This window comes from Chryseobacterium sp. SG20098, assembly GCF_031844745.1.
Lineage (GTDB): Bacteria > Bacteroidota > Bacteroidia > Flavobacteriales > Weeksellaceae > Chryseobacterium > Chryseobacterium cucumeris.
In genome coordinates this window covers 3,034,105-3,055,578 of the sequence record NZ_CP134622.1, presented here as the reverse complement: position 1 = coordinate 3,055,578, position 21,474 = coordinate 3,034,105, and the positions used below count along the sequence as shown (strand labels likewise).

General features: G+C 36.7%; 24 protein-coding genes. 7 read left to right on the top strand and 17 right to left on the bottom strand.

The window, feature by feature from the left end; translation table 11 throughout:
- Positions 1–3 precede the first annotated feature (3 nt).
- A complete protein-coding gene (gene prfH / locus RHP76_RS13980; RefSeq protein ID WP_311228421.1) occupies positions 4–702 on the top strand; it encodes a peptide chain release factor H in 699 nt (232 codons plus the stop codon).
- On the top strand, positions 689–1,195 hold the full coding sequence (locus RHP76_RS13975; protein ID WP_120233267.1) for a tetratricopeptide repeat protein: 507 nt from the start codon (positions 689–691) through the stop codon (positions 1,193–1,195). The genes prfH and RHP76_RS13975 overlap by 14 nt, the downstream gene beginning before the upstream one ends.
- Positions 1,196–1,348: 153 nt before the next feature.
- Here RHP76_RS13975 and RHP76_RS13970 read toward each other — a convergent pair whose 3' ends face one another.
- Positions 1,349–1,636: a c-type cytochrome gene (locus RHP76_RS13970; protein WP_034692685.1), complete on the bottom strand. Its 288-nt coding sequence runs from the start codon at positions 1,634–1,636 to the stop codon at positions 1,349–1,351.
- A 21-nt stretch (positions 1,637–1,657) separates the two neighbouring features.
- A complete protein-coding gene (locus RHP76_RS13965) occupies positions 1,658–1,951 on the bottom strand; it encodes a c-type cytochrome (RefSeq protein ID WP_062676044.1) in 294 nt (97 codons plus the stop codon).
- 198 nt (positions 1,952–2,149) lie between these two features.
- Here RHP76_RS13965 and meaB point away from each other — a divergent pair, with 198 nt between their 5' ends.
- Positions 2,150–3,142 (top strand): methylmalonyl Co-A mutase-associated GTPase MeaB, encoded by a 993-nt coding sequence (gene meaB, locus RHP76_RS13960; RefSeq protein ID WP_120233329.1) that lies wholly within the window; start codon positions 2,150–2,152, stop codon positions 3,140–3,142.
- On the opposite strand, the gene RHP76_RS13955 is transcribed toward meaB, so the two are convergent.
- On the bottom strand, positions 3,139–3,687 hold the full coding sequence (locus tag RHP76_RS13955; RefSeq protein WP_277693569.1) for a DUF4251 domain-containing protein: 549 nt from the start codon (positions 3,685–3,687) through the stop codon (positions 3,139–3,141). The two genes, meaB and RHP76_RS13955, sit on opposite strands and share 4 nt — an antisense overlap.
- Positions 3,688–3,792: 105 nt before the next feature.
- On the opposite strand from RHP76_RS13955, the gene RHP76_RS13950 reads away from it, so the two are divergent.
- Both RHP76_RS13950 and RHP76_RS13945 read left to right on the top strand, forming a co-directional pair.
- Positions 3,793–4,599, top strand: coding sequence for a M48 family metallopeptidase (locus tag RHP76_RS13950; RefSeq protein WP_062676042.1), 807 nt, complete (start codon positions 3,793–3,795; stop codon positions 4,597–4,599).
- 86 nt (positions 4,600–4,685) lie between these two features.
- Positions 4,686–4,997 (top strand): hypothetical protein, encoded by a 312-nt coding sequence (locus RHP76_RS13945; protein WP_062676041.1) that lies wholly within the window; start codon positions 4,686–4,688, stop codon positions 4,995–4,997.
- 36 nt (positions 4,998–5,033) lie between these two features.
- On the opposite strand, the gene RHP76_RS13940 is transcribed toward RHP76_RS13945, so the two are convergent.
- The 11 genes from RHP76_RS13940 to RHP76_RS13890 form a co-directional block, all read right to left on the bottom strand.
- Entirely contained in the window at positions 5,034–5,645 is a 612-nt protein-coding gene (locus tag RHP76_RS13940; protein WP_062676040.1) for an outer membrane beta-barrel protein, read from the bottom strand.
- Positions 5,629–6,444: an ABC transporter ATP-binding protein gene (locus tag RHP76_RS13935; RefSeq protein ID WP_062676039.1), complete on the bottom strand. Its 816-nt coding sequence runs from the start codon at positions 6,442–6,444 to the stop codon at positions 5,629–5,631. Before RHP76_RS13935 ends, RHP76_RS13940 begins: the two co-directional genes overlap by 17 nt.
- Positions 6,444–7,196, bottom strand: a complete 753-nt coding sequence (locus RHP76_RS13930) for an MlaE family ABC transporter permease (RefSeq protein ID WP_062676038.1) — start codon at positions 7,194–7,196, stop codon at positions 6,444–6,446. The genes RHP76_RS13935 and RHP76_RS13930 overlap by 1 nt, the downstream gene beginning before the upstream one ends.
- 103 nt (positions 7,197–7,299) lie before the next feature.
- Entirely contained in the window at positions 7,300–8,670 is a 1,371-nt protein-coding gene (locus tag RHP76_RS13925) for an exopolysaccharide biosynthesis polyprenyl glycosylphosphotransferase (protein WP_409193483.1), read from the bottom strand.
- 43 nt (positions 8,671–8,713) lie between these two features.
- Positions 8,714–9,343, bottom strand: coding sequence for a 7-carboxy-7-deazaguanine synthase QueE (locus RHP76_RS13920; RefSeq protein WP_110009928.1), 630 nt, complete (start codon positions 9,341–9,343; stop codon positions 8,714–8,716).
- A gap of 7 nt (positions 9,344–9,350) precedes the next feature.
- Positions 9,351–10,235 (bottom strand): bifunctional 5,10-methylenetetrahydrofolate dehydrogenase/5,10-methenyltetrahydrofolate cyclohydrolase, encoded by an 885-nt coding sequence (locus RHP76_RS13915; RefSeq protein WP_034692667.1) that lies wholly within the window; start codon positions 10,233–10,235, stop codon positions 9,351–9,353.
- 47 nt (positions 10,236–10,282) lie between these two features.
- On the bottom strand, positions 10,283–11,923 hold the full coding sequence (gene pgi / locus RHP76_RS13910) for a glucose-6-phosphate isomerase (RefSeq protein WP_120233262.1): 1,641 nt from the start codon (positions 11,921–11,923) through the stop codon (positions 10,283–10,285).
- A 206-nt stretch (positions 11,924–12,129) separates the two neighbouring features.
- A complete protein-coding gene (locus RHP76_RS13905) occupies positions 12,130–12,735 on the bottom strand; it encodes a hypothetical protein (RefSeq protein ID WP_062676034.1) in 606 nt (201 codons plus the stop codon).
- On the bottom strand, positions 12,725–13,159 hold the full coding sequence (locus RHP76_RS13900) for an RNA polymerase sigma factor (protein WP_409193533.1): 435 nt from the start codon (positions 13,157–13,159) through the stop codon (positions 12,725–12,727). The genes RHP76_RS13905 and RHP76_RS13900 overlap by 11 nt, the downstream gene beginning before the upstream one ends.
- 99 nt (positions 13,160–13,258) lie before the next feature.
- A complete protein-coding gene (locus tag RHP76_RS13895; protein ID WP_065119713.1) occupies positions 13,259–14,128 on the bottom strand; it encodes a TraB/GumN family protein in 870 nt (289 codons plus the stop codon).
- A gap of 156 nt (positions 14,129–14,284) precedes the next feature.
- Entirely contained in the window at positions 14,285–15,196 is a 912-nt protein-coding gene (locus tag RHP76_RS13890) for a DUF4349 domain-containing protein (RefSeq protein WP_288442726.1), read from the bottom strand.
- Between the two features lie 208 nt (positions 15,197–15,404).
- On the opposite strand from RHP76_RS13890, the gene RHP76_RS13885 reads away from it, so the two are divergent.
- Positions 15,405–16,763: an acyl-CoA dehydrogenase family protein gene (locus tag RHP76_RS13885; protein WP_311228418.1), complete on the top strand. Its 1,359-nt coding sequence runs from the start codon at positions 15,405–15,407 to the stop codon at positions 16,761–16,763.
- Positions 16,764–16,823: 60 nt separating this feature from the next.
- Here RHP76_RS13885 and RHP76_RS13880 read toward each other — a convergent pair whose 3' ends face one another.
- On the bottom strand, positions 16,824–17,201 hold the full coding sequence (locus RHP76_RS13880) for a DoxX family protein (RefSeq protein ID WP_311228417.1): 378 nt from the start codon (positions 17,199–17,201) through the stop codon (positions 16,824–16,826).
- Positions 17,202–17,354: 153 nt separating this feature from the next.
- Between RHP76_RS13880 and RHP76_RS13875 the strand changes: the two genes are divergently transcribed.
- Positions 17,355–17,603 carry a bacteriocin-like protein gene (locus tag RHP76_RS13875; protein ID WP_062676028.1) on the top strand — a complete coding sequence of 83 codons (249 nt, stop codon included), beginning with the start codon at positions 17,355–17,357 and terminating at the stop codon, positions 17,601–17,603.
- A gap of 98 nt (positions 17,604–17,701) precedes the next feature.
- Here RHP76_RS13875 and RHP76_RS13870 read toward each other — a convergent pair whose 3' ends face one another.
- Both RHP76_RS13870 and lon read right to left on the bottom strand, forming a co-directional pair.
- Entirely contained in the window at positions 17,702–18,814 is a 1,113-nt protein-coding gene (locus tag RHP76_RS13870; protein WP_062676027.1) for an AI-2E family transporter, read from the bottom strand.
- Between the two features lie 207 nt (positions 18,815–19,021).
- Positions 19,022–21,427: an endopeptidase La gene (gene lon, locus RHP76_RS13865; RefSeq protein ID WP_216443712.1), complete on the bottom strand. Its 2,406-nt coding sequence runs from the start codon at positions 21,425–21,427 to the stop codon at positions 19,022–19,024.
- Positions 21,428–21,474: the final 47 nt, after the last annotated feature.

The window sequence follows — 21,474 nt, the reverse complement described above, 5'->3', positions numbered from 1 at the left end:
AAAATGGAAAAATTAATACAGATCACTTCGGGAAGAGGCCCTTTAGAATGCCAGTGGGTAGTAGCCAGGGTTCTGAAGGCCTTTCTTGAAGAGGCAAAACACAATACAATAGAATACGAAATCATTCATCGTGAAAATGGAGATGAAAACCTGACATTAAAATCAGTAACCCTGCTTTTGAAAGGAAAAGACCTAAGCTTGTTTTTAAAAAGCTGGCTGGGAAGTGTTTGCTGGATAGGGAAAAGTACATTCAGGAAGCTCCATAAAAGAAGCAATTGGTTTATCGGAATTTTTGAACTGGAAAATGTAAAAATGACTGATTTCCATGAAAAAGATATCCGGTTTCAGACTGTAAGAAGCCAGGGAAGTGCAGGACAAAACTTAAACAAGGTGAATACCGCTGTACGTGCCACTCATATTCCTACCAACGAAACTGTTTTTGTACAGGATTCCCGTTCACAGCTGGAGAATAAAAAACGGTCTGTGATCAGACTCAAAGAAAAGGTGATGGCAGTTTATATACAACAACTGGAAAGAAAACTAAAAGAAACCTGGTCGATGCAGATGCAGGTAGAGCGCGGAAATCCGGTTCGAACATTCTCAGGGACAGATTTTAAAAAGAATTACGAAGACAAGACATTTAAGAAAAGAAGAAATGCCTTGAAAAATGAATTAAAAAACTACAGAAATGACGTTAACTAAAAGTAAATATTATTTTGAAGCATTAGACTACTTTCCTTTCAACCTTGCTGAATGTATGGATGCGCTGAATTATGCTTTATCCTATGAACCGGAAGATGCGGACAGTCTTTGTCTCATGGGAAGAATATATTCAGAAGAATTAAAGGATTATGAAACTGCCAAAAAATACTTTGATGAAGCCATGCAGAGTAATATTGGGAATATTAATACTCCCAAATATTATATTGAATGTCTTTTGAGTAATGAAGATTATAGAGAAGCAGAAAAACTGATTGAATTTGCTTTGAAACTAAAAGGAATTGATAAATCAGAAATCCTGACCTGTCTTTCTCTTCTTCAGGAGAGAAGCTTTGATTACAAACAGGCTTTGGCAACACTTAAAGAAGCTAAAAAATTTGCTTACAACCGTGCAGCACTCGAAATTATTGAAGACAGAGAAAAACTGGTTAAAGGAAAAGTAACCAGGACAAGAACCGTAAAAAAGGCCGAATAATCTTTTTTTTGATTTATAATAAAAACAGTATGACTACCTCAAAAGTCAAATCATTTGACTTCTGTCATTCTGACGAATGAAGAATCTTATTGATAACCATAAGCGTGAGATTCTCCATTACATTTCGTTCAGAATGACAATTTTGAGGTAGTCTTATTTTTTATTCACGGAGATCAGATAATCATACACCATTTGATGTTGGTCATCAGTAAGCTTGGCCTTCGGAGCCATTCTGCTTAAAGTATTGATCCATCCCTGGTTGTCATGCTTGGTTGGCTCCGGAAGCTTATGGCATTTTGCACAGGAATTTTCAAAAATGGTTTTTCCTTGCGCCAACTGCTCAGATGAGGTGTACTTTGGCCCGGTAACAGCCACACTTTTCGGTCCGCAGGATACCAGAAATGCCGATGCTGCAATACCTGTTAAAATGAATTTTTTCATATCCTAATATTTTTTTGATGATTACTTCTTTACAGAAACAATATAATCATAAACCCATTGATGCTGTTCATCCGTCAATTTTGCCTTTGGAGCCATAGAATTCATGATTCCTACCCATTGCACAGGGTTGTGTGAAGCAGGATCTGGTAATTTATGACATCTTCCGCAAGAGTTTTCAAAAATAGTTTTCCCCTGAGCAATCTGTTCTGCAGTAGAGGTAGAGGTTCCTGCAGTAGTAGCGGACGTAGAAGCTTTCGGCGTACAGGATACAAGCAAAATAGCCGTAAACGAAGCCGCAGCAATGAGTTTTTTCATGTTTCTTCTTTTGATATAAAACAAATGTAATAAATTCCTGAAGCCGTTGATACAGGATATTCTAGTTTTAATTTAGAAGAAATAAAAACTAAATTCATAAAAAATTGATAATTCCAAATAAAGCCAATTTGTGTCTTTTGTGTGATCATTATGATCCAGGTATTGACCATTCACATTTTAATTATTAATTTTGAATTAATGAAATTTTCTACAGAAGAGCTAATAGAGGGAATACAGTCAGGAAACAAACGCCTGATTGCAAAAGCTATTACATTGGTTGAAAGTAAGAAAGCAGAGCACAGAGCCCAGGCAGAAGAGCTTTTGAAGAAAATTATGCCTCTTACCGGAAACTCTGTGAGGGTAGGAGTAACGGGTGTTCCCGGAGCAGGAAAGTCCACTTTTATAGAAAACTTTGGTCGCCTGGTTATTGCTCAGGGAAAAAAGGTTGCTGTTTTGGCTATTGACCCAAGCTCGGCTATCAACAAAGGAAGTATTCTGGGGGATAAAACCAGAATGGAGGAACTTGCCAAAGAAGAAAATGCATTCATTCGTCCTTCTCCTAGTTCAGGATTTTTGGGAGGAGTAGCCAATACTACTTTTGAAACCATGATGATCTGCGAAGCTGCAGGCTATGACTATGTTTTAATAGAAACTGTAGGAGTAGGGCAATCAGAAGTTTTGGTGGCTGATATTACCGATGTCTTCTTATTCCTTAAAATCATTGGAGGAGGAGATGAACTTCAGGGAATAAAACGAGGGATCATGGAAATGGTAGACCTTATCTTCATCAATAAAGTAGATCAGGACAATCTTCAGAAAGCAAAAAATACAAGACTTGAATTAAAAAGAGCTTTAGACTTTATTCCGCCTAAAGAAAAGGGATGGAAGATTCCAGTTTTACTAGGTTCTGCACTTCATAATCAAGGATTACAGGAAGTCTATGATACAATATTCGAATTTATTGATCTGAAAAAGAAAAGCGGCCGTTTTGAAGAAATCCGTGTTCAGCAGGCTGAAAAACGATTTGAATATTGGGTTCAGGAATATATTTTATCCCTGATGAAAAAAAGTAATGCTGTGGAGGAAGCTTATCATATGCACAAAAAAAATGCTTCAGCGATGGTTTCCAATCCAAGTACTGAAGCAAAATTATTTGTTGAAAAATTTTTATCGAACGAAAACAGGGATTAAAGTTTCTCTTTGTCCTGTTTTACCTCAGTTTTAGAAATGTATCCATCATAAGTAATGGGCTGTCTGTCACTACTTCTCATAGAAACGAAAGCTTTTCCGTTTTTAAATACTTCAATATTAACTTCGTCTACGTTTCTTACATCTTTAGGTTTGAACTTAAAAGTCCAGGTTCCTTTTTTATTCTGAGTTTTAGTTACCGTAAAATCTTTTGAAGTAAATCGGTAACTGTTATCACTGGCACTTCCAAAAGTTGGATTAAACATTCTTCCAAAATAAGGCAGTACTACATCAAGCGTATTTTTACTGACATCAATGGTATAATCTCCATTCAGATTAAGCAGCCTTGTTGCAGTGGCATTAGGCATTGAATTCATGACATTAATAACATCATAATTCGTAGGATTGGCTCTTTGTGCATAGAACGTAAATTCCTGGGAATTCACCAAAGTGTCCACTGTTTTCGGATCTAATGAACCTTGTGAAGCACAGCTCTGAAATAAGAACAGGAATCCAAAAATCATCAGTAAAGAAATATACTTTTTCATAATGATATAATTATTAAATTTAAACAGCAAAATGTATGCAAATATATTCTTTCTGAAATATTTTGGAATAAAAATTGTTAAGGTTGAATTATTAACACTCAAACTATGAAAGTTACACATCTATTAGGAATGGGAGCTATTGCTCTGTCGGCTGTTGCCTGTACTACAAACCCGATTACGGGGAGGTCTTCTTTACAGCTGGCCAACAATTCGGAAATTTTAACAATGTCTTCACAGGAATATAGAACGACATTGTCTAAAGGTAAAGTGATTACCGGTACGGCAGATGCAAAGAGAGTGGTAAATGTAGGAAACAGAATTAAAAATGCGGCAGAAAGATATTATCAGAGTATTGGAAGATCAGCAGATCTTGCAAGCTACAGCTGGGAATTTAATCTTTTGCAGAGCAATGAGCTGAACGCCTGGTGTATGCCTGGTGGAAAAGTTGCAGTCTATACGGGAATATTACCGGTAACAAAAGACGATAACGGACTTGCAGTTGTAATGGGACATGAAGTTTCTCACGCGCTGGCAGGCCATGGAAACGAAAGAATTTCTCAGGCAATGGTTGCTCAGTATGGAGGGGCAATCCTGGGAGGAACAATCTCAAATTCACAATGGGCAAGTGTTTTCCAGAAGGTTTACCCTATCGGTTCACAGGTTGCTTTATTGAAATACGGAAGAGGTCAGGAATCTGAGGCAGATGAAATGGGGCTTTACCTGATGTCTATGGCAGGATATGATCCAAGAGCAGCCATTCCTTTCTGGAACAGAATGGAAGCCGCATCTACAGGAGCAAGACAGCCTGAGTTCTTGTCTACCCACCCGAATCCGGAAACAAGAATTTCAGATATCAACAAAGATCTTCCGAAAGCTTTAGAATATTATAAGGCTGCGGGAGGAAAATTATAATTAGAATTTTAATCTTGAGTAAGGCCTTATTAAATTTTTAGTAAATTTGGTAAGGCTTTTTTATGTAACCACCTAAACACAATATTATGAAGAGTTTATCAATTACCGGACTTATCCTTTTAGCTGTTTCTGCATTACTTTTCTATTTAACAACCGATTTTGCCGTAGAACAAATAAAAATTTCTCACATTATGGGAATCATGGCGGGAATCGGGATCGGGCTTATCATTGGAGGAATGGTAGGCTATGTAAGTAAAGGAAGCGCTATAAAAGCGGAACAGAAGAAAAAAGAATTCAAACAGCTGCAGAAAGACAAAGAAGAGCTTGAAAAGCAAGCTGCAGAAATTGCAAAACGCCAGGCTGAACTTGAAGCACAAAATAAAAACCCTCAAATTTAAATTTGAGGGTTTAAAGTTGTTATTTTCAATAATTCATTAGAATTTATATCCTAAACCTACCATAAACAAATTAGGTCTGTTATCATATCTGATTTCCGAACCGGAAACTTTGTTGATGAAATTTCTTTCGTCTTTGCTGAAAGCGCCCTCATATCTGGCATTTACAATAAGCTTTTTGATTTCAAGCTGCGCACCGAACTGGTATCCTACTGTAAAGTCATTTTTAGCATTTTCTTTGAAATCGTTGTAAGTATTGTCTTTATTTAAGTTAAAACTTCCTACAGGTCCTACAAAAACGCCCAGCATATTCCCTAAAAGATTATATCCTAAAAGAACCGGAACATCGATACGGTTGCTTTTTACATCAAAAGTAGTGTTCTCTGTAGTAAACTCATTTTTGAAGTGAGTGTAATAGATTTCCGGCATCACAAACAAGGAAGTAGGAAGACCTACTTTTAATGAAAGCCCAACATTGAAACCTACATTATTTTTACCAGTTCCCTCAATCGCATCATTCACTGTTCCTTTAATATTGGACCATGAAGGAGAGCCTGTCGGAAAAATTAAGTTGGCTTTACCTGCCAGTGAAATCTGTGCAGATGCCCACATTGAAAACCCTAATAACGCTATACTAAGTACCTTTTTCATTATCGTCTATTTTTGTATTTGTCGTTTCAATCGTTTTATTATTCTCTAGTAAATATTCTCTCAGCTCTTTAAACAGTTCTGAAGAATAAACGAAGTCAATCAGATTTTTATTGCCTGCAGTAATCAGAATGTCTTTGTTGCCTTCCCATTCTTTGATTCCCAGTCTTAGGTATACAATTTTCTCGCCAATCGTCATTACAGAGTTCATATCGTGGGTATTGACAATGGTTGTGGTGTTGTATTCCTTTGTGATCTCGTAAAGAAGATCATCTATTACTTTTGATGTATAGGGATCAAGTCCCGAATTGGGTTCATCACAGAACAAATATTTGGGATTGTTTACAATTGCTCTCGCAATAGCAACCCTTTTCTGCATTCCCCCTGAAATTTCAGAAGGATATTTCTTTTCAGCTTTATCAAGGTGTACTCTTCCTATTACTTCAAAAACCCTTTTCTTTTTTTCTCTGTAGGTAAGATTGGTAAACATGTCAAGAGGAAACATAATGTTTTCTTCAACAGTTAAAGAATCAAATAATGCGCTTCCCTGGAATACGGTTCCGATTTCTGAACGGAGATGTTGTTTTTCATCTCTGGTCATAGTATTAATATCTTTCCCATCAAACAGGATTTCTCCTGATGAAGGCATATAAACATTCAATAAACTTTTTAGAAAAACGGTTTTCCCGGAACCACTCTGCCCAATGATTAAGTTTACTTTTCCTTTATCAAATGAAGTTGAAATTCCCTTAAGCACTTCAACATCATCAAAACTTTTCTTAAGATCTTTTACCTCAATCATCAGCTTAATATTAATTGGGTTAAAATTAATTCAGAGATAATAATGAACACCATTGTCCATACTACGGCCTGTGTACTGGCTCTACCTACTTCCAAAGATCCTCCTTTTACATTATATCCGAAGTAGGAAGGTACTGTTGCAATGATAAAAGCGAAAACAGTGGTTTTGGTAAATGCATAATAAATGAATAAATTAGGCATATACATTTGAATACCAACAATATAGTCGTTTTCTGTCCAGTTGCCTGTTAAAATTCCTGCAATATATCCTCCGAGAATACCAAATACAATACTGATGGCAATAAGCAGAGGATTAAAAATCATACAAGCGATAATTTTGGGAAATATGAGGAAGTTGGGTGAATTTACTCCCATAATATCCAATGCATCAATTTGCTCTGAAACCCTCATCGTTCCAATACTGGAAGCAATATATGATCCTACTTTACCGGCCAGAATAAGGCTGATGATGGTAGGGGCAAATTCCAATACCAATACTGCTTTTGTAGCGTATCCTACAAATGATGGAGGAATAGGAAAGGAAGAGGCGTCAAAGTTGTTGAACATCTGAATAGCAACTACAGCCCCCACAAAGATTGATGTGAAGACGACAAGCCCGAAAGAATTTACTCCCAAATCATTAATTTCTCTCATGAACAGCTTCCAGAATACTCTCATTTTCTGAGGTTTCTGCAGGGATTTTCCCAAGAGGATAATGTATTCCCCTATCGCTGTGAAAAACTTTTTTAACATACTGCTAAATTAGACTTTTTTATTTAATTGGGCTAGGGTCAAGAATAAGACCAAAGCTTGGTTTTGTGTTAAAATTATTTCAATATTTTTGTTATTCCGTTCTTCATTTTGCATTTTTATCTCCTCCAATCACCAATAAAACGGTTTTTAAAATAATAACCAGATCAAGTACGAAACTCCAGTTTCTTACATAGAAAGCATCTGCCAGAACTCTTTTTTTCATTTCTACTTCCACATCTCCGAAGTCACCACGCAGTCCATTTACTTGTGCTAGTCCGGTAATACCAGGACTTACCATACTTCTCAGACTGTATCTGCCGATTTTAGGTTTGTAATAATTGTCGACAGCCAGCATGTGAGGACGCGGGCCTACCACAGACATTTCTCCTCTCAGCACATTGATGAATTGAGGAAGTTCATCAAGACTGGTTTTTCTTAAAAACTTACCCACTCTGGTAATTCTGGAATCATTGACAGAGGTGGTTTTGGTTGTAGATTCATCATTGACAACCATTGTTCTGAATTTAATACAATTGAAAACCTCTTCATGAAAGCCATATCTCTTCTGAATGAAAAATACTGGACCTTTGGAAGTTGTTTTGATTAAAATTGCAATGATTGGGAATACCCACGAGCAGATTAAAACCAATATAATAACAGAAAAGAGAATATCAAATGTTCTTTTCATCAGGAAATTAGAAAAATAATCTAATGGATATCTGGCCTGATTAAGGACGGGCTGGGTCTGTATATAGCCAAGGTCATAAAGGAAAAAATCGCTTTGGGTGATACTTGGAATCAGTGAAATGTGAATCTTATGATCTTCGGCCAGTCTGAAAATTTCATTTTCCATTGCTTCGTCATAGGAGTTTTCCATCGATAAAAATAAGGTGTGGATTCCGTTCTTTTTCCAGAAATCTACCAGTTCACTGATCTTCACCGCGGTATGTTCGTATTCAAATATTCTGTATCCATAATCTTTACGGTCTGTAAAGATATTCTTCAAAATTTCTGTGGAATGGTTGTCTCCTAAAAACATGACATTCCTGTAATTGGCACCAAGAGACCGTAAATATTTGATTGCAAAATATACTAATGATTTTGCAAGAAAGATGGCAATAAAAAGGTAAAGGGAAAGCCAGTAAATATCCGAATTGAAAAATACATTCTTACTTACCTTTCCTATAAGCAGCACTCCCAGTATAAAAAACAGGAAATGAATTAAAAGCCGTTCAAGAAACAGGGTATAAGTGAGGTTTCTCGGGATATTGTATATTTTTGTCCTACCACTTAATAGTACCCAGAACAAAAACAACAGAACCAGAGAAAAACTATTCTGATACCAGGTTTCTTTATTGTATTTTAAACTTTCATTTCTGCTTATAAAAAAGAATATGAAGATAGATGCAATAACCATGAGGTCAAGCAACATAATGATTGATTTCAGGTATCTAGAGTATCGAATTCTCTGCATCTATCGGTATTATAGCGAATAAGCCCGGCTAATTTACACTTTTTTACGGGATATTCAGATATTTGTGCGTCTGAACAGAAGCCTGCCATTCAGGGTTTTCCAGAATGAAATCTGTGATCTTGGGATACATATCGTTTCTTTTGCTCCATTCACTCTGAAGATAAAGCTTACAGTTTTCAGAAACTTTTGCAGCCTGTTCCTGAGCAAAAGTAAAATCATGCTGATTGAAAATAATGACTTTAAGCTCATTGGCCTTTTGATAGATCTCTTCTTTAGGAAGTCCTGTTTTCTTAGGGGAGAGAGTAATCCAGTCCAGTTGCCCGCTCATAGGATACGCTCCTGACGTTTCGATGTGCACTGTACATCCCAATTCTTTCAGTTTGGAGGTCAGGATATCTAAATTCCACATTAAAGGTTCACCGCCGGTCAATACAATTGTTTTACAGTGTCTGGCAGCTGTTTCTGCAATTTCTTCTGCATTCATCAAAGGGTGGAGTTCCGGATCCCAGCTTTCTTTTACATCACACCAGTGACATCCTACATCACAACCTCCCAGCCTGATAAAGTATGCGGCTTTTCCGGTATGTGCTCCTTCTCCCTGTAAAGTGTAAAAATGCTCCATCACAGGGAGCATTTTACCTTCTTTTAATAAAATATCTTCTTCTTTATTCATTTTAAAATTAGTCGTTATAGACCGAAGTTTTGTAAGCAATGATGGTGTTTTTCATCAGCATCGCTCTTGTCATTGGGCCTACTCCTCCAGGTACGGGAGTGATCCAGCTTGCTTTGGCAGCACAGCTGTCAAAATCCACATCACCTGCAAGGTAATATCCTTTTGGAGAGTCATTATCTACTCTTGTAATACCCACGTCAACAATTACTGCTCCTTCCTTGATCATATCTCCTTTTAAGAAATGTGGATCTCCCAAAGCGGTAATGACGATGTCTGCTTTTCTTGTATATTCTTCGATGTCTTTCGTGTATGAGTGTGTAAGGGTAACAGTAGAGTTTCCAGGGAAATCTTTTCTTCCCATCAAAATACTCATTGGTCTTCCTACAATTTTACTTCTTCCGATAATGACACAGTCTTTTCCTTTCGTTTCAATATTATATCTTTCCAATAAAGTTAAGATCCCGAAAGGAGTTGCCGGTAAGAAAGTATCCATTTCAAGAGCCATTTTACCGAAGTTTTCCGGGTGGAAACCATCCACATCTTTTCTAGGGTCAATAGCATTGATGATCTTTTCCTGATCAATCTGATCTGGTAAAGGCAGCTGAACGATAAATCCGTCTACCGCTTTAGACTTATTAAGCTCGTCAATTTTTTCCAATAGTTCAGATTCAGAAACAGTGCTTGGAAACTTGATTAAGCTGGATTGAAATCCTACTTCCTCACAGTCTTTCACTTTAGAGTTTACATAGGCCTTGCTAGCTCCGTTATTTCCTACAAGAATAGCTACCAAATGCGGAGCTCTTCTTTTGCTTGCGAGAATCTTTTCTACTTCTACCTTGATCTCCGCTTTAATTTCCTTGGATACTTTAAGTCCGTCAAGAATTTCTGCCATTTTTACTTTTTTACTTTATAGATTTACTTTTACTTTCTTTTTACTTACTATTTATTTTCTTTATAGTAATTGATCAATCCGTTGGTAGAGCTGTCATGAGAGCTTATTGCTTCATTATTTTCAAGCTCAGGAAGGATTTTATTGGCTAATACTTTTCCTAATTCTACCCCAAACTGGTCAAAGCTGAAAATATTCCAGATGACACCCTGAACGAAAATTTTGTGTTCGTAAAGGGCGATCAATTGACCTAATGAGAAAGGAGTTAATTCTTTGAATAATATAGAGTTAGTTGGAGTGTTTCCATGGAAGACTTTGAAATTGATCAGTCTGTCTATTTCTTCATCAGATTTACCCGAATTTCTAAGCTCTTCTTCCACTTCTTCTTCCAGTTTTCCGAAGGCAAGAGCCTCAGTCTGAGCGAAAAAGTTAGCTAATAGCTTGTCCTGGTGATCAGAAACATGGTTCGGGCTTTTTGCATAGGCAATAAAATCTGCCGGAATCAATTCTGTTCCCTGATGGATTAACTGATAGAATGCATGTTGTCCATTGGTTCCGGGTTCTCCCCAGATGATCGGTCCCGTTTCATATTCTACGAATTCACCGTTTCTGTCTACACACTTTCCATTACTTTCCATATCTCCCTGCTGAAGATACGCTGCAAATCTGTCCAGATATTGAGAATAAGGTAAGATGGCATAAGTGGTTGCTGCATAAAAATTACGGTACCAGATTCCTAAAAGTCCCATTAATACGGGAACATTTTCAGAGAATTCTGCTGTCTGGAAGTGTTGGTCTGTATCAAAAGCACCTCTTAAAAGCTGCTCAAAGTTTTCATATCCTACAGAAAGTACAATACTTAATCCGATAGCACTCCAAAGAGAATATCTTCCGCCTACCCAGTCCCAGAATTCAAAAATATTTTCTTCTGCGATTCCAAACTTCTTAACTTCTTCAATATTAGTAGATAAAGCAACGAAATGTTTTGCTACATCTTCCTGTTTTCCTGCTTTCAGAAACCAGTCTTTAGCTGAATTGGCATTCGTCATTGTTTCCTGAGTCGTAAATGTCTTGGAAGCAATGATGAATAAAGTAGTTTCAGGATTTAAATCTTTTACTACTTCTGCGATATGATTTCCGTCCACGTTGGAAACAAAGTGAGCGTTTAATCTTGTTTTAAAATGCTTTAAAGCTGAACAAACCATAACAGGACCTAAATCTGATCCTCCGATTCCGATGTTGACTACATCTGTAATCTCTTTTCCGCTGAAACCTTTATGTTCTCCTGAAATAATCTTCTCAGAAAAAGATTTCATATGCTCAAGAACTCTCTTGATCTGTGGTTTGATATTTTCTCCATCTACGATAATTTCACGGTCGGAGAAATCTCTTAAGGCGGTATGAAGAACAGCTCTCCCTTCTGTTTCATTGATTTTATCTCCTGAGAACATTTTGGAAATAGCATCTTTTAACTGGCTTTCTTCAGCAAGTTGTAGTAAAAGATTCTTTGTTCTTGAATCGATTAAATTTTTAGAATAATCAAAAAGATAATTGTCCTTTTGTAGAGAAAACTCATTAAAACGATTCGGGTTATACTGGAAAAGAGTTCTAAGATCAAAGTCATTTCCACCGAAGTGTTCGTCAAGTGCTTTCCAGCTGCTAGTTTGTGTTGGATTTATTTTTGATAGCATATTACAGAATTTTTATCAATCAGAAGATCATATATCGGAAGAGAATAGGTCATAATCCATAATGATTTATTTCTGATTTGCAAATTTACGGAAAAATAAAACCTCTGATAAATTTGAAGACGATAAATAACATTTTTTTAAAAAACAAAACCCCAGAACAGGTCTGAGGTTTTCTAAAATGTGTTTTGTGGTAGGAGTTTTCAATACTATTCATCCATTTCGTTCAGAATGTTTTCCAATTGTTTTGCGCTTCCTCCATAGATGTATTTTGTCCATAGAACAATGCTGGTTATAAACCCTAACGTTCCTATCAGTACTGCAATGATTAATCCCTGTTGATGTGAAGCAGAAAGTTCTGGTAAAGACTTTCCCTGCTCTTTCATCGTATTGTAGATAACCAGTCCAATAGTAATAAGTAAATGTGGAAGTAATAAAAATCCGAAAGACTGATATCTTTCCATATTCAGACGAAGTTCATGATATATTTTCCAAAGACTGTTTTTGGTGTTTCCGGTATAAAGTTCCGTCTGTTTGTAGAATTTATAAAATCCTAGCAGATAGTATGAAGAGATAACCACCATCATCGTATAGGATACATAATAAATAATGTACTGTGAATGAGGGAATTTAAACTGTAAAGGGAAAAAAGCGATCAGAATGATGGCCAGAATCTGCATAGGAAATTCTTTCTTCATGTTTTTCTGGATTTTTTCTATAGGGTGTTTGCTTTCCTTTAATTGCTTTATGGTATCAGGAATATGGACATCGCTGTCTTCTTTATTCCACTGTTCTTTTAATTGATCAAAATTCATAACCTGATTTTTTTATGATTTGCTGTATTTTTTCTTTTGTTCTATTGAGTTTTACTCGCGCGTTGCCTTCACTAAGTCCTAAATTATTCCCTATTTTTTTGTGAGACATCCCTTCCATGAAATAAAATATGACGGCTTTTTCCAGAGAGTTCAGTTCCTGAACGGCCCTGTAGAAAATTTCCAGCTGCCTGTCTTTGGTGGGATTATAATCTTCCTGCTGAACTTCAAAGTGCGAAGGAGCATCTGTGTGATTATTAGATCTTTGCTTTTCCTTTTTTAAATAGGTAATTGCAGTATTGATGGCAACCCGGTACATCCATGTAGAAAACTCACTATTGCCTTTGAAATTCTGGTAGGACTTCCAAAGCTGGATTAGGATTTCCTGCTGCAGGTCTTCCCGGTCTTCTACGGAATCTGCATAGATCCTTGAAGCTTTATATAAAATGCCCTTGTGCTGGTTGACGAGCTTTAAAAAAGCGGTTTCAGTTGGATTGCTCACAATCGTTTCATGGTTTGGTTATAATTATAAGCTTGATACAGGTTTTACCTTGTAGCCTTTTGCCTGTAGAAGAGGAATAATTCCGTTTTCACCCATAAGATGAGAGCCTCCAACGGCAAAGAAAGAACTTTCTTTTTTCATCATGTCCGGCATTACTTTTACCCAATTTTGATTTCTGTTGGTCAGCATGGCTTTTTCCTGTCGGGCATTCATGAATCTTTCATCCTTAAAAAGACTGTAAAGAGATTGTACATTTTCATTTTTAAAAGCTTCAATCATCTTTCTGAACAATATTTGATATTCCTTATCCATTTTCAGTTGAGCAATAGTGCTTTTCAGATCATACGCTTCATTGATTGATTTCATCTGATCTTCCACTTTTTCAAGTCCTTTGATGCTTTTTTTATCTTTTATTGCTTTCTGAAGAAGTTCCATTTCGTAAAGCTTTACTTCCGTCTGAGGGCAGGGGATTGCTTTGGTAGAAAGAAGAGCATACAATGCCTGAGGGCTTGAAGAATCTATACTTTTCAGATCCGTTCCGTAATTGGCAAGAACAGTATTCAGCTCTTTAGCTTCTTCGGGAGAAAGCTGATCCGATATTTTTTTATCTGCTTTAAACATTTTCTGTAATGACATCATTTCAGCGGGATCTGTATAATTGATTTCCATAACAAAGTTGTCAGATTTCTCAAGCGCTTTCAATACCTTAGATTTGATCTCAAAATCTTTACTGCATAAGATATGAAAAGTTCCGGTAATATAAGAAGGCTTCGAAAGTCCGTTGCCGGATATTTCCCAAAGCAGGCTGTTGTCTTTGTTTTTACTTTGTGCGTTGGCTGTTATGAAATTCAATGACAGTAATGCTGCGAATCCAAGTTTTATTAAATTTCTCATTGTATTAATTTTTTTGATTTTCTGTTCTTTTAAACAGTAGGTAAAGCAGGCATTACAATCGTTACAGTTTTTTTTCAAAAAAAATAAAAACCTCCTGAAAACAGGAGGTTGTAAAATCTAAAATTATGATGATAACCAATTGGTTAGGATAGTTTTTTATTCCGGGTTTTTTGGATATTCAGGTTTTGAAATTTTTCTTTTTCTTAAAAAATAGAAGATTGCAGCAGCAATTAATAGGAGTGGCCATACATTGATAAGCCCCACAATAATTCTCTGAATCAGATAAAAACCGTATACAAAGCCATCTTTAGCATCATAGATGAAATTGTATTTATACTTATTATCAATACTTGTAGTGTTGGTAACAGCAATTTCTGCAATACGCAACTGAGGCTCTTTGATGTAAATGTCAATCGTGCTGTATTTCAGATCATCCGTCATGTCCATGCTGGAAAGCTTTTGAAGATTTGCTTCATACATATTCTCATCATCCAGCGTTACTTTATCTTTATTTGTTTTCAGCTTGCTGATGTTCTCAGAAGTTTTTTGATTTCTTTTCCCTTCTAGTTCAGAATACTTGATGTTGGCCGTAACATCCTCAGCATTGATGGATCTTGAATTAAGAAATAATTTATTGGTATTGATCGCTGTCAATAATTCTCCCAGTTTTTCCGTTGGAATACGTACCTGCATTCTGTTCTCTGTCTGGTATTTTTTAACCAGCATCGCCTTTTCATTGGATGTGTTGTAGGTGTTTTCAGAAACAACGTTACTTTGAAGATTACTATTGGTAACAAATCCTCCAAGCTCCTGAACCGATTTTTCAATAGCAATCGTTGCATTATACACATCTTTTACTTCCATGTTCACATCAGCTGTTTTGATGAACTGTTTGTCTTTTACTTTCATTTCTGCAACGGATGAAATACTGTCGGAAACAATAGCAGAAGCAGAATCTGTTGTAGCATATGCTTCAAGGTCTGTTGAAGCTACTTCTCCTTTTTTACATGAATAAATTCCTAATAAAAGTATAGCTGACAGAGATAATTTAATGTAAGTGGTTTTCATAGCGCTGATTTTTGTTGTTTTGCTTGAGTCAAAGTTCAGTCAGGATCTTTTGTAACACTTGAAAATCAAAAGTAAAAACCTTGTAAATAAAATTTTCGGTTTTAATGAATTGAAATATAGCATTTTGTAAAATAAACTTGAGCTTCAGCCATTGCTTTCGGAGCAGTTTTTGCTTATCTTTTACAAACCAAAACTACAATCTATCACTATGTCAAATACTTTTTCCAAAATCAGAAACGCAATAGGATTATTCACATCTATAGATTTTGATCAGCTGAGCGCCATTTCTCAAAAAGTGGATTTGCCAAAACTGATGCATAATTTCTCAAAACTGGATGATAAAAAGCTTTCCGGGCTTATGAAAATGCTCGATCCCGAAAAGAAAAAGAAAGAACTTCCTCCCATTGATGGAGACTTTTATGATATCTACCATACTCTTACTCCTGAACAGCGTGAAATTCAGCTTAAAGTAAGAGCGTTCATGGAAAAAGAAGTTAAACCTCTGGTCAATCACTACTGGCTCAGAGATGAATTTCCTTTTGAGCTGATCCCAAAATTTCAAAAACTGGATATCTGCGGGGTTACTTATGAAGGGTATGGTTGTCCGGGAATGCCTTTCCTGATGGAAGGTGTTATTGCCATGGAGATGGCAAGAGTAGATGCTTCTATTGCCACTTTTTTCGGAGTACAATCCGGACTGGCAATGGGTTCTATTTATATCTGCGGATCGGAAGAGCAGAAGCAAAAATGGCTTCCGCAGATGCAGAAATTTGAAAAAATTGGTGCCTTTGGACTTACGGAGCCCGAAGTTGGATCAGGAGCAGCAGGCGGACTTACGGTAACCTGTAAAAAAACACCTGAAGGCTGGATTCTTAATGGTCAGAAAAAATGGATCGGAAATGCTACTTTCGCTGATCTGATCATTATCTGGGCTAGAGATCTGGATAGCGGAGAAGTGAAAGGATTTATTGTAGAAAAAGATAATCCGGGATATTCCGTAGAAAAGATCAAAGGAAAAATGGCGTTAAGAATTGTTCAGAACGGATTGATTACCTTAAAAGACTGTCTCGTTACCGAAGAAAACCGTCTGCAGAATGCCAATTCCTTTAAAGATACAGGTAAAGTACTGAGAATGACAAGAGCTGGAGTAGCATGGATGGCCACAGGTTGTGCACGCGGAGCTTACGAAAGTGCTTTGGATTATACCCGAAAAAGAGAACAGTTTGGAAGACCTATTGCCTCATTCCAAATGATTCAGGGACATCTGGTGGAAATGTTGTCCAATCTTACCGCTATGCAGACAATGGTTTTCAGACTGTCTGAAATGCAGGATGAAGGAATTTTAAAAGATGAACATGCTTCTTTAGCCAAAGTTTTCTGTACTCTCAGAACAAGAGACATTGTTTCCAGAGCAAGAGAAGTAATGGGAGGAAACGGAATTCTGCTTGAGTACGATGTGGCCCGGTTTGTTGCCGATGCAGAAGCCATTTATTCTTACGAAGGAACAAAAGAAATCAACTCGCTCATCGTAGGACGATCGATAACAGGTTTCAGTGCTTTCGTATAGGTGACAGGTAGCAGGTAATAGGTTGTAGGTGCTGCAACCTGCAACCTATCATCTGCCGCCTTATGAAACTAAAAGTTTATATTTTTCCTTGTTGTCAATAATCATCCAAAGATTGATCAGAAACATTACTCCGGCAATACCCATTCCCATAGGAGACTTATCCATTGTGAAAACATGCGTGACAATTCCTACCATGACAGGTAAAATAACAATGGCACCTAATGCTCTTGTTTTTGGGAAAATAAATAATAACCCGCCAATAACTTCTACAATGCCCACTAATGGCATCAGCCAGCTGATTTCTCCAAAAGCAGCGAAAAGTTTCATTTGTTCTGGAGTAGGTTTCTCCATGGGCATATAATTAAAAAACTTGTTTAATCCGGCATTAATAAACATAAGCCCGAAAAGTAAACATAAAATGAATTTTACTGTTTTCATGTTTGGTGATTTTATACCAAATGTAAAATAAAAATAGGATTCTTTGATTGTATTTTTATAAAAAATGTATAATTAATGTTAATGATAGGTTAATGTTGTGTTTTGGATAATTTCATTGTTTATATTTGATATTCAAACTAAACTAATACTATTATGTTGAAAAATCTTAAAAAATTAAACCGTACGGATTTGAGAGAAATCCAAGGAGGCGGAGGTGTTGGAAAATGTGATATAGGACCAATTGGATGTCCGTGTAAAATTCCACCAGGTGATCCTTGTTTAGGCGGCCCGGGTGGAGATCCTAGTGGACCTTCTTATGGATATTGTCCTGACAGCCAATCTTATATTCTTTGTACGGAAACGTGTCCAAATGGAATGAGCCCTTTGTGTGCTCTTCCATAAATAATATAAAAAAGACTGTCTCGAAAAAGGCAGTCTTTTTATTTAAAGTTACGAGTATACCAATGAGTACCCATTGCTTATTACTCATTACTCATATTCTAGTCCATTTCCTTCAAAGTGATATTCTTGGAAATTTTGTAGCTTTTTTTCTTCTTATGAGGTTTGGGCTCTTCTCCCAGCAATCTTCCCCAAGGTTTTAGATCGTCTACTCTTTCACAGATAATTTTTATAATCGCAATCGCTGGAATGCACAGGAACATTCCTGCAATTCCCCAAAGATGTTCTCCTAAAAGGATTCCAATAAAAGAAAATAGAGCGTTGATCTTTACTTTAGAGCCCACCACAAATGGTAGGACAATATTTCCATCTACAGCATGAATGGCAATATACCCTAAGGCAACATAAATACAGGTTGAAGGCGTAGAAGTAGCAAACGCTATAAAACAGGAAATGAGAAGAGAAATAAAAATTCCCAGATACGGAATAACGTTTAATAATCCTGTGAGAACTCCTAATAGGATAGCATATTTCACTCCCAGAATGGTAAGTAGCGTGGAAGTAAGAACAGATACAATAATCACCTGAAGGAAAAGCCCGAAGATATACTTCTTGGTCATGATTCTAATTTCGTTTACAGCTTCCTGTACACTTGCTTTATGTCTTTCATTGAAAACTGTAACGATAAAATTGTTTAAAAGTCTTCTGTAATTTAAAATAAAGATAAAAAAAAGGGTGAAAAATATAATAAATCCGAATCCGGTTGAAAATATTCCAAAAGTAAATCCTAAAATGACTCCCGAAGAAGACAGCAGTTTAGTTAATCCCTGGTTAATATAATCCACCTGTTCATCCACTTTCACATTAAATGTTTTGGAAACCCAATGCTGAAGGCTGTTAAAAACAGTCGTAAACTGTTCCTTGAGGTGTGGAAGATCCTTACTGAAGTCAGACAGCTGATTGGTAAAGAAATAAATGATACCACCTAAAATCATCAGCATAATAAATACTGAAGTCATGGTAGACATAGATCTTGGAAATCTTAACTTTCTTTCCATAAAAGTGGCTGCAGGTAAAAACAGCATTGCCATCAGGAATGCCAGGAAAAACGGAGCTAAAATACTCTGTCCCAATGCCAGAAGATAGCCAAGTCCAATGATGGAAACCACCACGAGGGTAAGCTTGACAAGGAAAGGAAGTCTAAGAAAATTCATAATCTAAAAATATGCGGTGTGGAATAAAAATAAGAAAACCCTTCCGAATTGAAAAATTTTTTATTCAATCCTTCAGGATTTTCTTGGATTGTATCAAATTTTATTCCACCCAGCCAGATTGATTGTGATTTTTTACCTAAAACAGAAACACGCCCTGAATATCAGAACGTGTTTCTTTATTGAGAAGTTAATATGTTATAAGTTGTTTTATTCTTCAATGGCGATGTCAATGACTTCTTCCATTCTGTTGACGTAGTGTACTCTCAGATTTTTAAGATAATCTTTTTTGATTTCTTCCACATCTTTTCTGTTAGCCTCACAAAGAATAACATCTTTGATTCCTGCTCTTGTTGCTGCAAGAAGCTTTTCTTTGATTCCCCCTACAGGTAGTACTTTCCCTCTTAATGTAATCTCCCCGGTCATTGCCAGGTGGGGTTTTACTTTCTTGTTTTTAAATGAAGAAACCATGGATGTCAGCATAGCAATACCGGCAGACGGTCCGTCTTTAGGCGTTGCCCCTTCAGGAACGTGTACGTGGATGTTTTTCTTTTCAATGTCTTCCTGAGGAATACCCAGTTCATCATGCTTAGCTTTAATATATTCCAAAGCAATAGTCGCAGATTCTTTCATTACCGTTCCCAGGTTTCCAGTCATCGTTAATGCCCCTTTACCATTGCTTAAAATACTTTCAATATAAAGGATATCTCCACCTACACTTGTCCATGCAAGACCAGTTACCACACCCGGAACTCCAGTGATTTCAGATAAGCTTTTAGGTCTTGGAACCCCAAGAATTTCATCTACTTTTTCCACTGAGATTTTTGGATCATAATCTTTTATCAAAGCAGTCTGTAGCGCTACCCATCTTCCAATGGCTGCTATTCTTTTCTCCAGAGTTCTCACTCCGCTTTCTGAAGTATGAGCTTCTATAATATGTTTGAGTTCTGCATTTCCAAGTTTGAATGATTTTGCATCCAGACCATTTTCCTCCTGTTGTTTCCTGATCAAATGTCTTTTGGCAATCTCAATCTTTTCCTCCAAAGTATAGCCGGCAATCTGAATAATTTCGGTTCTGTCTAAAAGAGGAGTCTGTATGGTTGAAAGTGAGTTGGCAGTTGCAATGAACATTACTTTTGAAAGGTCATAACCCATCTCCAGGAAATTATCATAGAAAGACTTATTTTGCTCTGGGTCAAGAACTTCTAGGAGTGCTGAGCTCGGGTCCCCATGAAGTCCCTGTCCGATTTTATCAATCTCATCAAGAACAATTACCGGATTTGAAGTACCGGATTTTTTGATGGACTGTAAAATTCTTCCAGCCATAGCACCGATATACGTTTTTCTATGTCCACGGATTTCACTCTCGTCATGAAGTCCTCCCAATGACAATCTTACATATTTTCTTCCTAAAGCATCTGCAATAGATTTTCCTAAGGAAGTTTTACCCACCCCCGGAGGCCCTACCAATAATAGGATAGGAGACTTCATGTTGTTTTTTAATTTTAAAACAGCCATGTGCTCCAGGATTCTTTTCTTAATATCTTCCAGTCCGAAGTGCGCTTTGTCAAGTACTTTTTCAGCTTTTGCAATATCAAAAATATCTTTTGTATAAGTTTCCCAAGGTAGATCTGTAAAGAAGTCCAGATAGTTTCTCTGAACATTATAATCCGGAGAGTTGGGATTCTGACGCTGCAGTCTGCCGATTTCTTTCTGGAAATGGTCTTCTACCTCTTGACTCCATTTTTTTGATTTAGCTTTAGCAATAAGGTCTTCCACATCACTTTCAGGTCCACCGCCCAGTTCTTCCTGGATTGTTCTGATTTGCTGATTCAGGAAATATTCTCTCTGTTGCTTATCTAAATCTTTTGAAGTTTTCTGATGAATCTGATTTCTCAGTTCCAGTTTTCTGAAATCCTCATGCATCAGCTCGTAGCACTGGTTGGCTCTTGTCATAAGACTTTTCTCTTCAAGCAGTTTTTGTTTTGCAATCGAAGAGAAATTAGCATTGGTGCAGATGAAATTCAGAAGATCATCATTATTGTTAATATTTTTAATCGCAAAGTTGGCGGCATTAGGAATATTAGGATCCAGTTCAATGATCTTTAAGGCAAGATCCTTGATGTTTTCCAGCAATGCTTCATACTCTTCCCGGTCTTTAGGCTGGGTATCTTTTAATTTTGATATTTCAGCTTTAAAATATGGTTGATTATCAACGATTTTTTTAATCTTAAATCTGTGAAATCCTTTGGTAATAGCTGTAATATTGCCTTCGGGAAGCTTAATGATCTTAATAATCTTTGCCAGTGTTCCGGTAGTATATATATCTTTTTCGGAAGGTTGTTCCAGATCCGAATTTTTCTGGCTTACAATTCCAATAAAATCCCCGTTTTTCTGTGCCTCTTCAAGAAGCTGTATAGAGGTTTTTCTCCCCGCAGTAATAGGAATTACCACATTAGGGAACATGACCATATTTCTTACGGGAAGTATAGGGAATATTTTCTGTTCGGAATTTTTATCAGTCTCTGCGAAATCGGAAAGATTGATTTCTTCAGTTACGATATCAAATCCGTCACTGATCATTTCTTCTAAACTAATATCTTCAAATTCTGTCATAGTCAATCGAATGACAAATTGTCATTTTCGTTTTTTATCGTTAAAGG

What these genes read in the sequence shown, in the direction of transcription:
- RHP76_RS13925 (WP_409193483.1), bottom strand. Translation starts at nt 8,670, where the DNA reads ATGCAGAGAATTCGATACTCTAGATACCTGAAATCAATCATTATGTTG.
- RHP76_RS13905 (WP_062676034.1), bottom strand. Translation starts at nt 12,735, where the DNA reads ATGAATTTTGATCAATTAAAAGAACAGTGGAATAAAGAAGACAGCGAT.
- lon (WP_216443712.1), bottom strand. Translation starts at nt 21,427, where the DNA reads ATGACAGAATTTGAAGATATTAGTTTAGAAGAAATGATCAGTGACGGA.
- prfH (WP_311228421.1), top strand. Translation starts at nt 4, where the DNA reads ATGGAAAAATTAATACAGATCACTTCGGGAAGAGGCCCTTTAGAATGC.
- RHP76_RS13870 (WP_062676027.1), bottom strand. Translation starts at nt 18,814, where the DNA reads ATGAATTTTCTTAGACTTCCTTTCCTTGTCAAGCTTACCCTCGTGGTG.
- RHP76_RS13950 (WP_062676042.1), top strand. Translation starts at nt 3,793, where the DNA reads ATGAAAGTTACACATCTATTAGGAATGGGAGCTATTGCTCTGTCGGCT.
- RHP76_RS13940 (WP_062676040.1), bottom strand. Translation starts at nt 5,645, where the DNA reads ATGAAAAAGGTACTTAGTATAGCGTTATTAGGGTTTTCAATGTGGGCA.
- RHP76_RS13970 (WP_034692685.1), bottom strand. Translation starts at nt 1,636, where the DNA reads ATGAAAAAATTCATTTTAACAGGTATTGCAGCATCGGCATTTCTGGTA.
- RHP76_RS13955 (WP_277693569.1), bottom strand. Translation starts at nt 3,687, where the DNA reads ATGAAAAAGTATATTTCTTTACTGATGATTTTTGGATTCCTGTTCTTA.
- RHP76_RS13880 (WP_311228417.1), bottom strand. Translation starts at nt 17,201, where the DNA reads ATGAAAACAGTAAAATTCATTTTATGTTTACTTTTCGGGCTTATGTTT.
- RHP76_RS13945 (WP_062676041.1), top strand. Translation starts at nt 4,686, where the DNA reads ATGAAGAGTTTATCAATTACCGGACTTATCCTTTTAGCTGTTTCTGCA.
- RHP76_RS13965 (WP_062676044.1), bottom strand. Translation starts at nt 1,951, where the DNA reads ATGAAAAAACTCATTGCTGCGGCTTCGTTTACGGCTATTTTGCTTGTA.
- RHP76_RS13930 (WP_062676038.1), bottom strand. Translation starts at nt 7,196, where the DNA reads ATGTTAAAAAAGTTTTTCACAGCGATAGGGGAATACATTATCCTCTTG.
- RHP76_RS13915 (WP_034692667.1), bottom strand. Translation starts at nt 10,235, where the DNA reads ATGGCAGAAATTCTTGACGGACTTAAAGTATCCAAGGAAATTAAAGCG.
- RHP76_RS13890 (WP_288442726.1), bottom strand. Translation starts at nt 15,196, where the DNA reads ATGAAAACCACTTACATTAAATTATCTCTGTCAGCTATACTTTTATTA.
- RHP76_RS13975 (WP_120233267.1), top strand. Translation starts at nt 689, where the DNA reads ATGACGTTAACTAAAAGTAAATATTATTTTGAAGCATTAGACTACTTT.
- RHP76_RS13935 (WP_062676039.1), bottom strand. Translation starts at nt 6,444, where the DNA reads ATGATTGAGGTAAAAGATCTTAAGAAAAGTTTTGATGATGTTGAAGTG.
- RHP76_RS13920 (WP_110009928.1), bottom strand. Translation starts at nt 9,343, where the DNA reads ATGAATAAAGAAGAAGATATTTTATTAAAAGAAGGTAAAATGCTCCCT.
- pgi (WP_120233262.1), bottom strand. Translation starts at nt 11,923, where the DNA reads ATGCTATCAAAAATAAATCCAACACAAACTAGCAGCTGGAAAGCACTT.
- RHP76_RS13875 (WP_062676028.1), top strand. Translation starts at nt 17,355, where the DNA reads ATGTTGAAAAATCTTAAAAAATTAAACCGTACGGATTTGAGAGAAATC.
- meaB (WP_120233329.1), top strand. Translation starts at nt 2,150, where the DNA reads ATGAAATTTTCTACAGAAGAGCTAATAGAGGGAATACAGTCAGGAAAC.
- RHP76_RS13885 (WP_311228418.1), top strand. Translation starts at nt 15,405, where the DNA reads ATGTCAAATACTTTTTCCAAAATCAGAAACGCAATAGGATTATTCACA.
- RHP76_RS13895 (WP_065119713.1), bottom strand. Translation starts at nt 14,128, where the DNA reads ATGAGAAATTTAATAAAACTTGGATTCGCAGCATTACTGTCATTGAAT.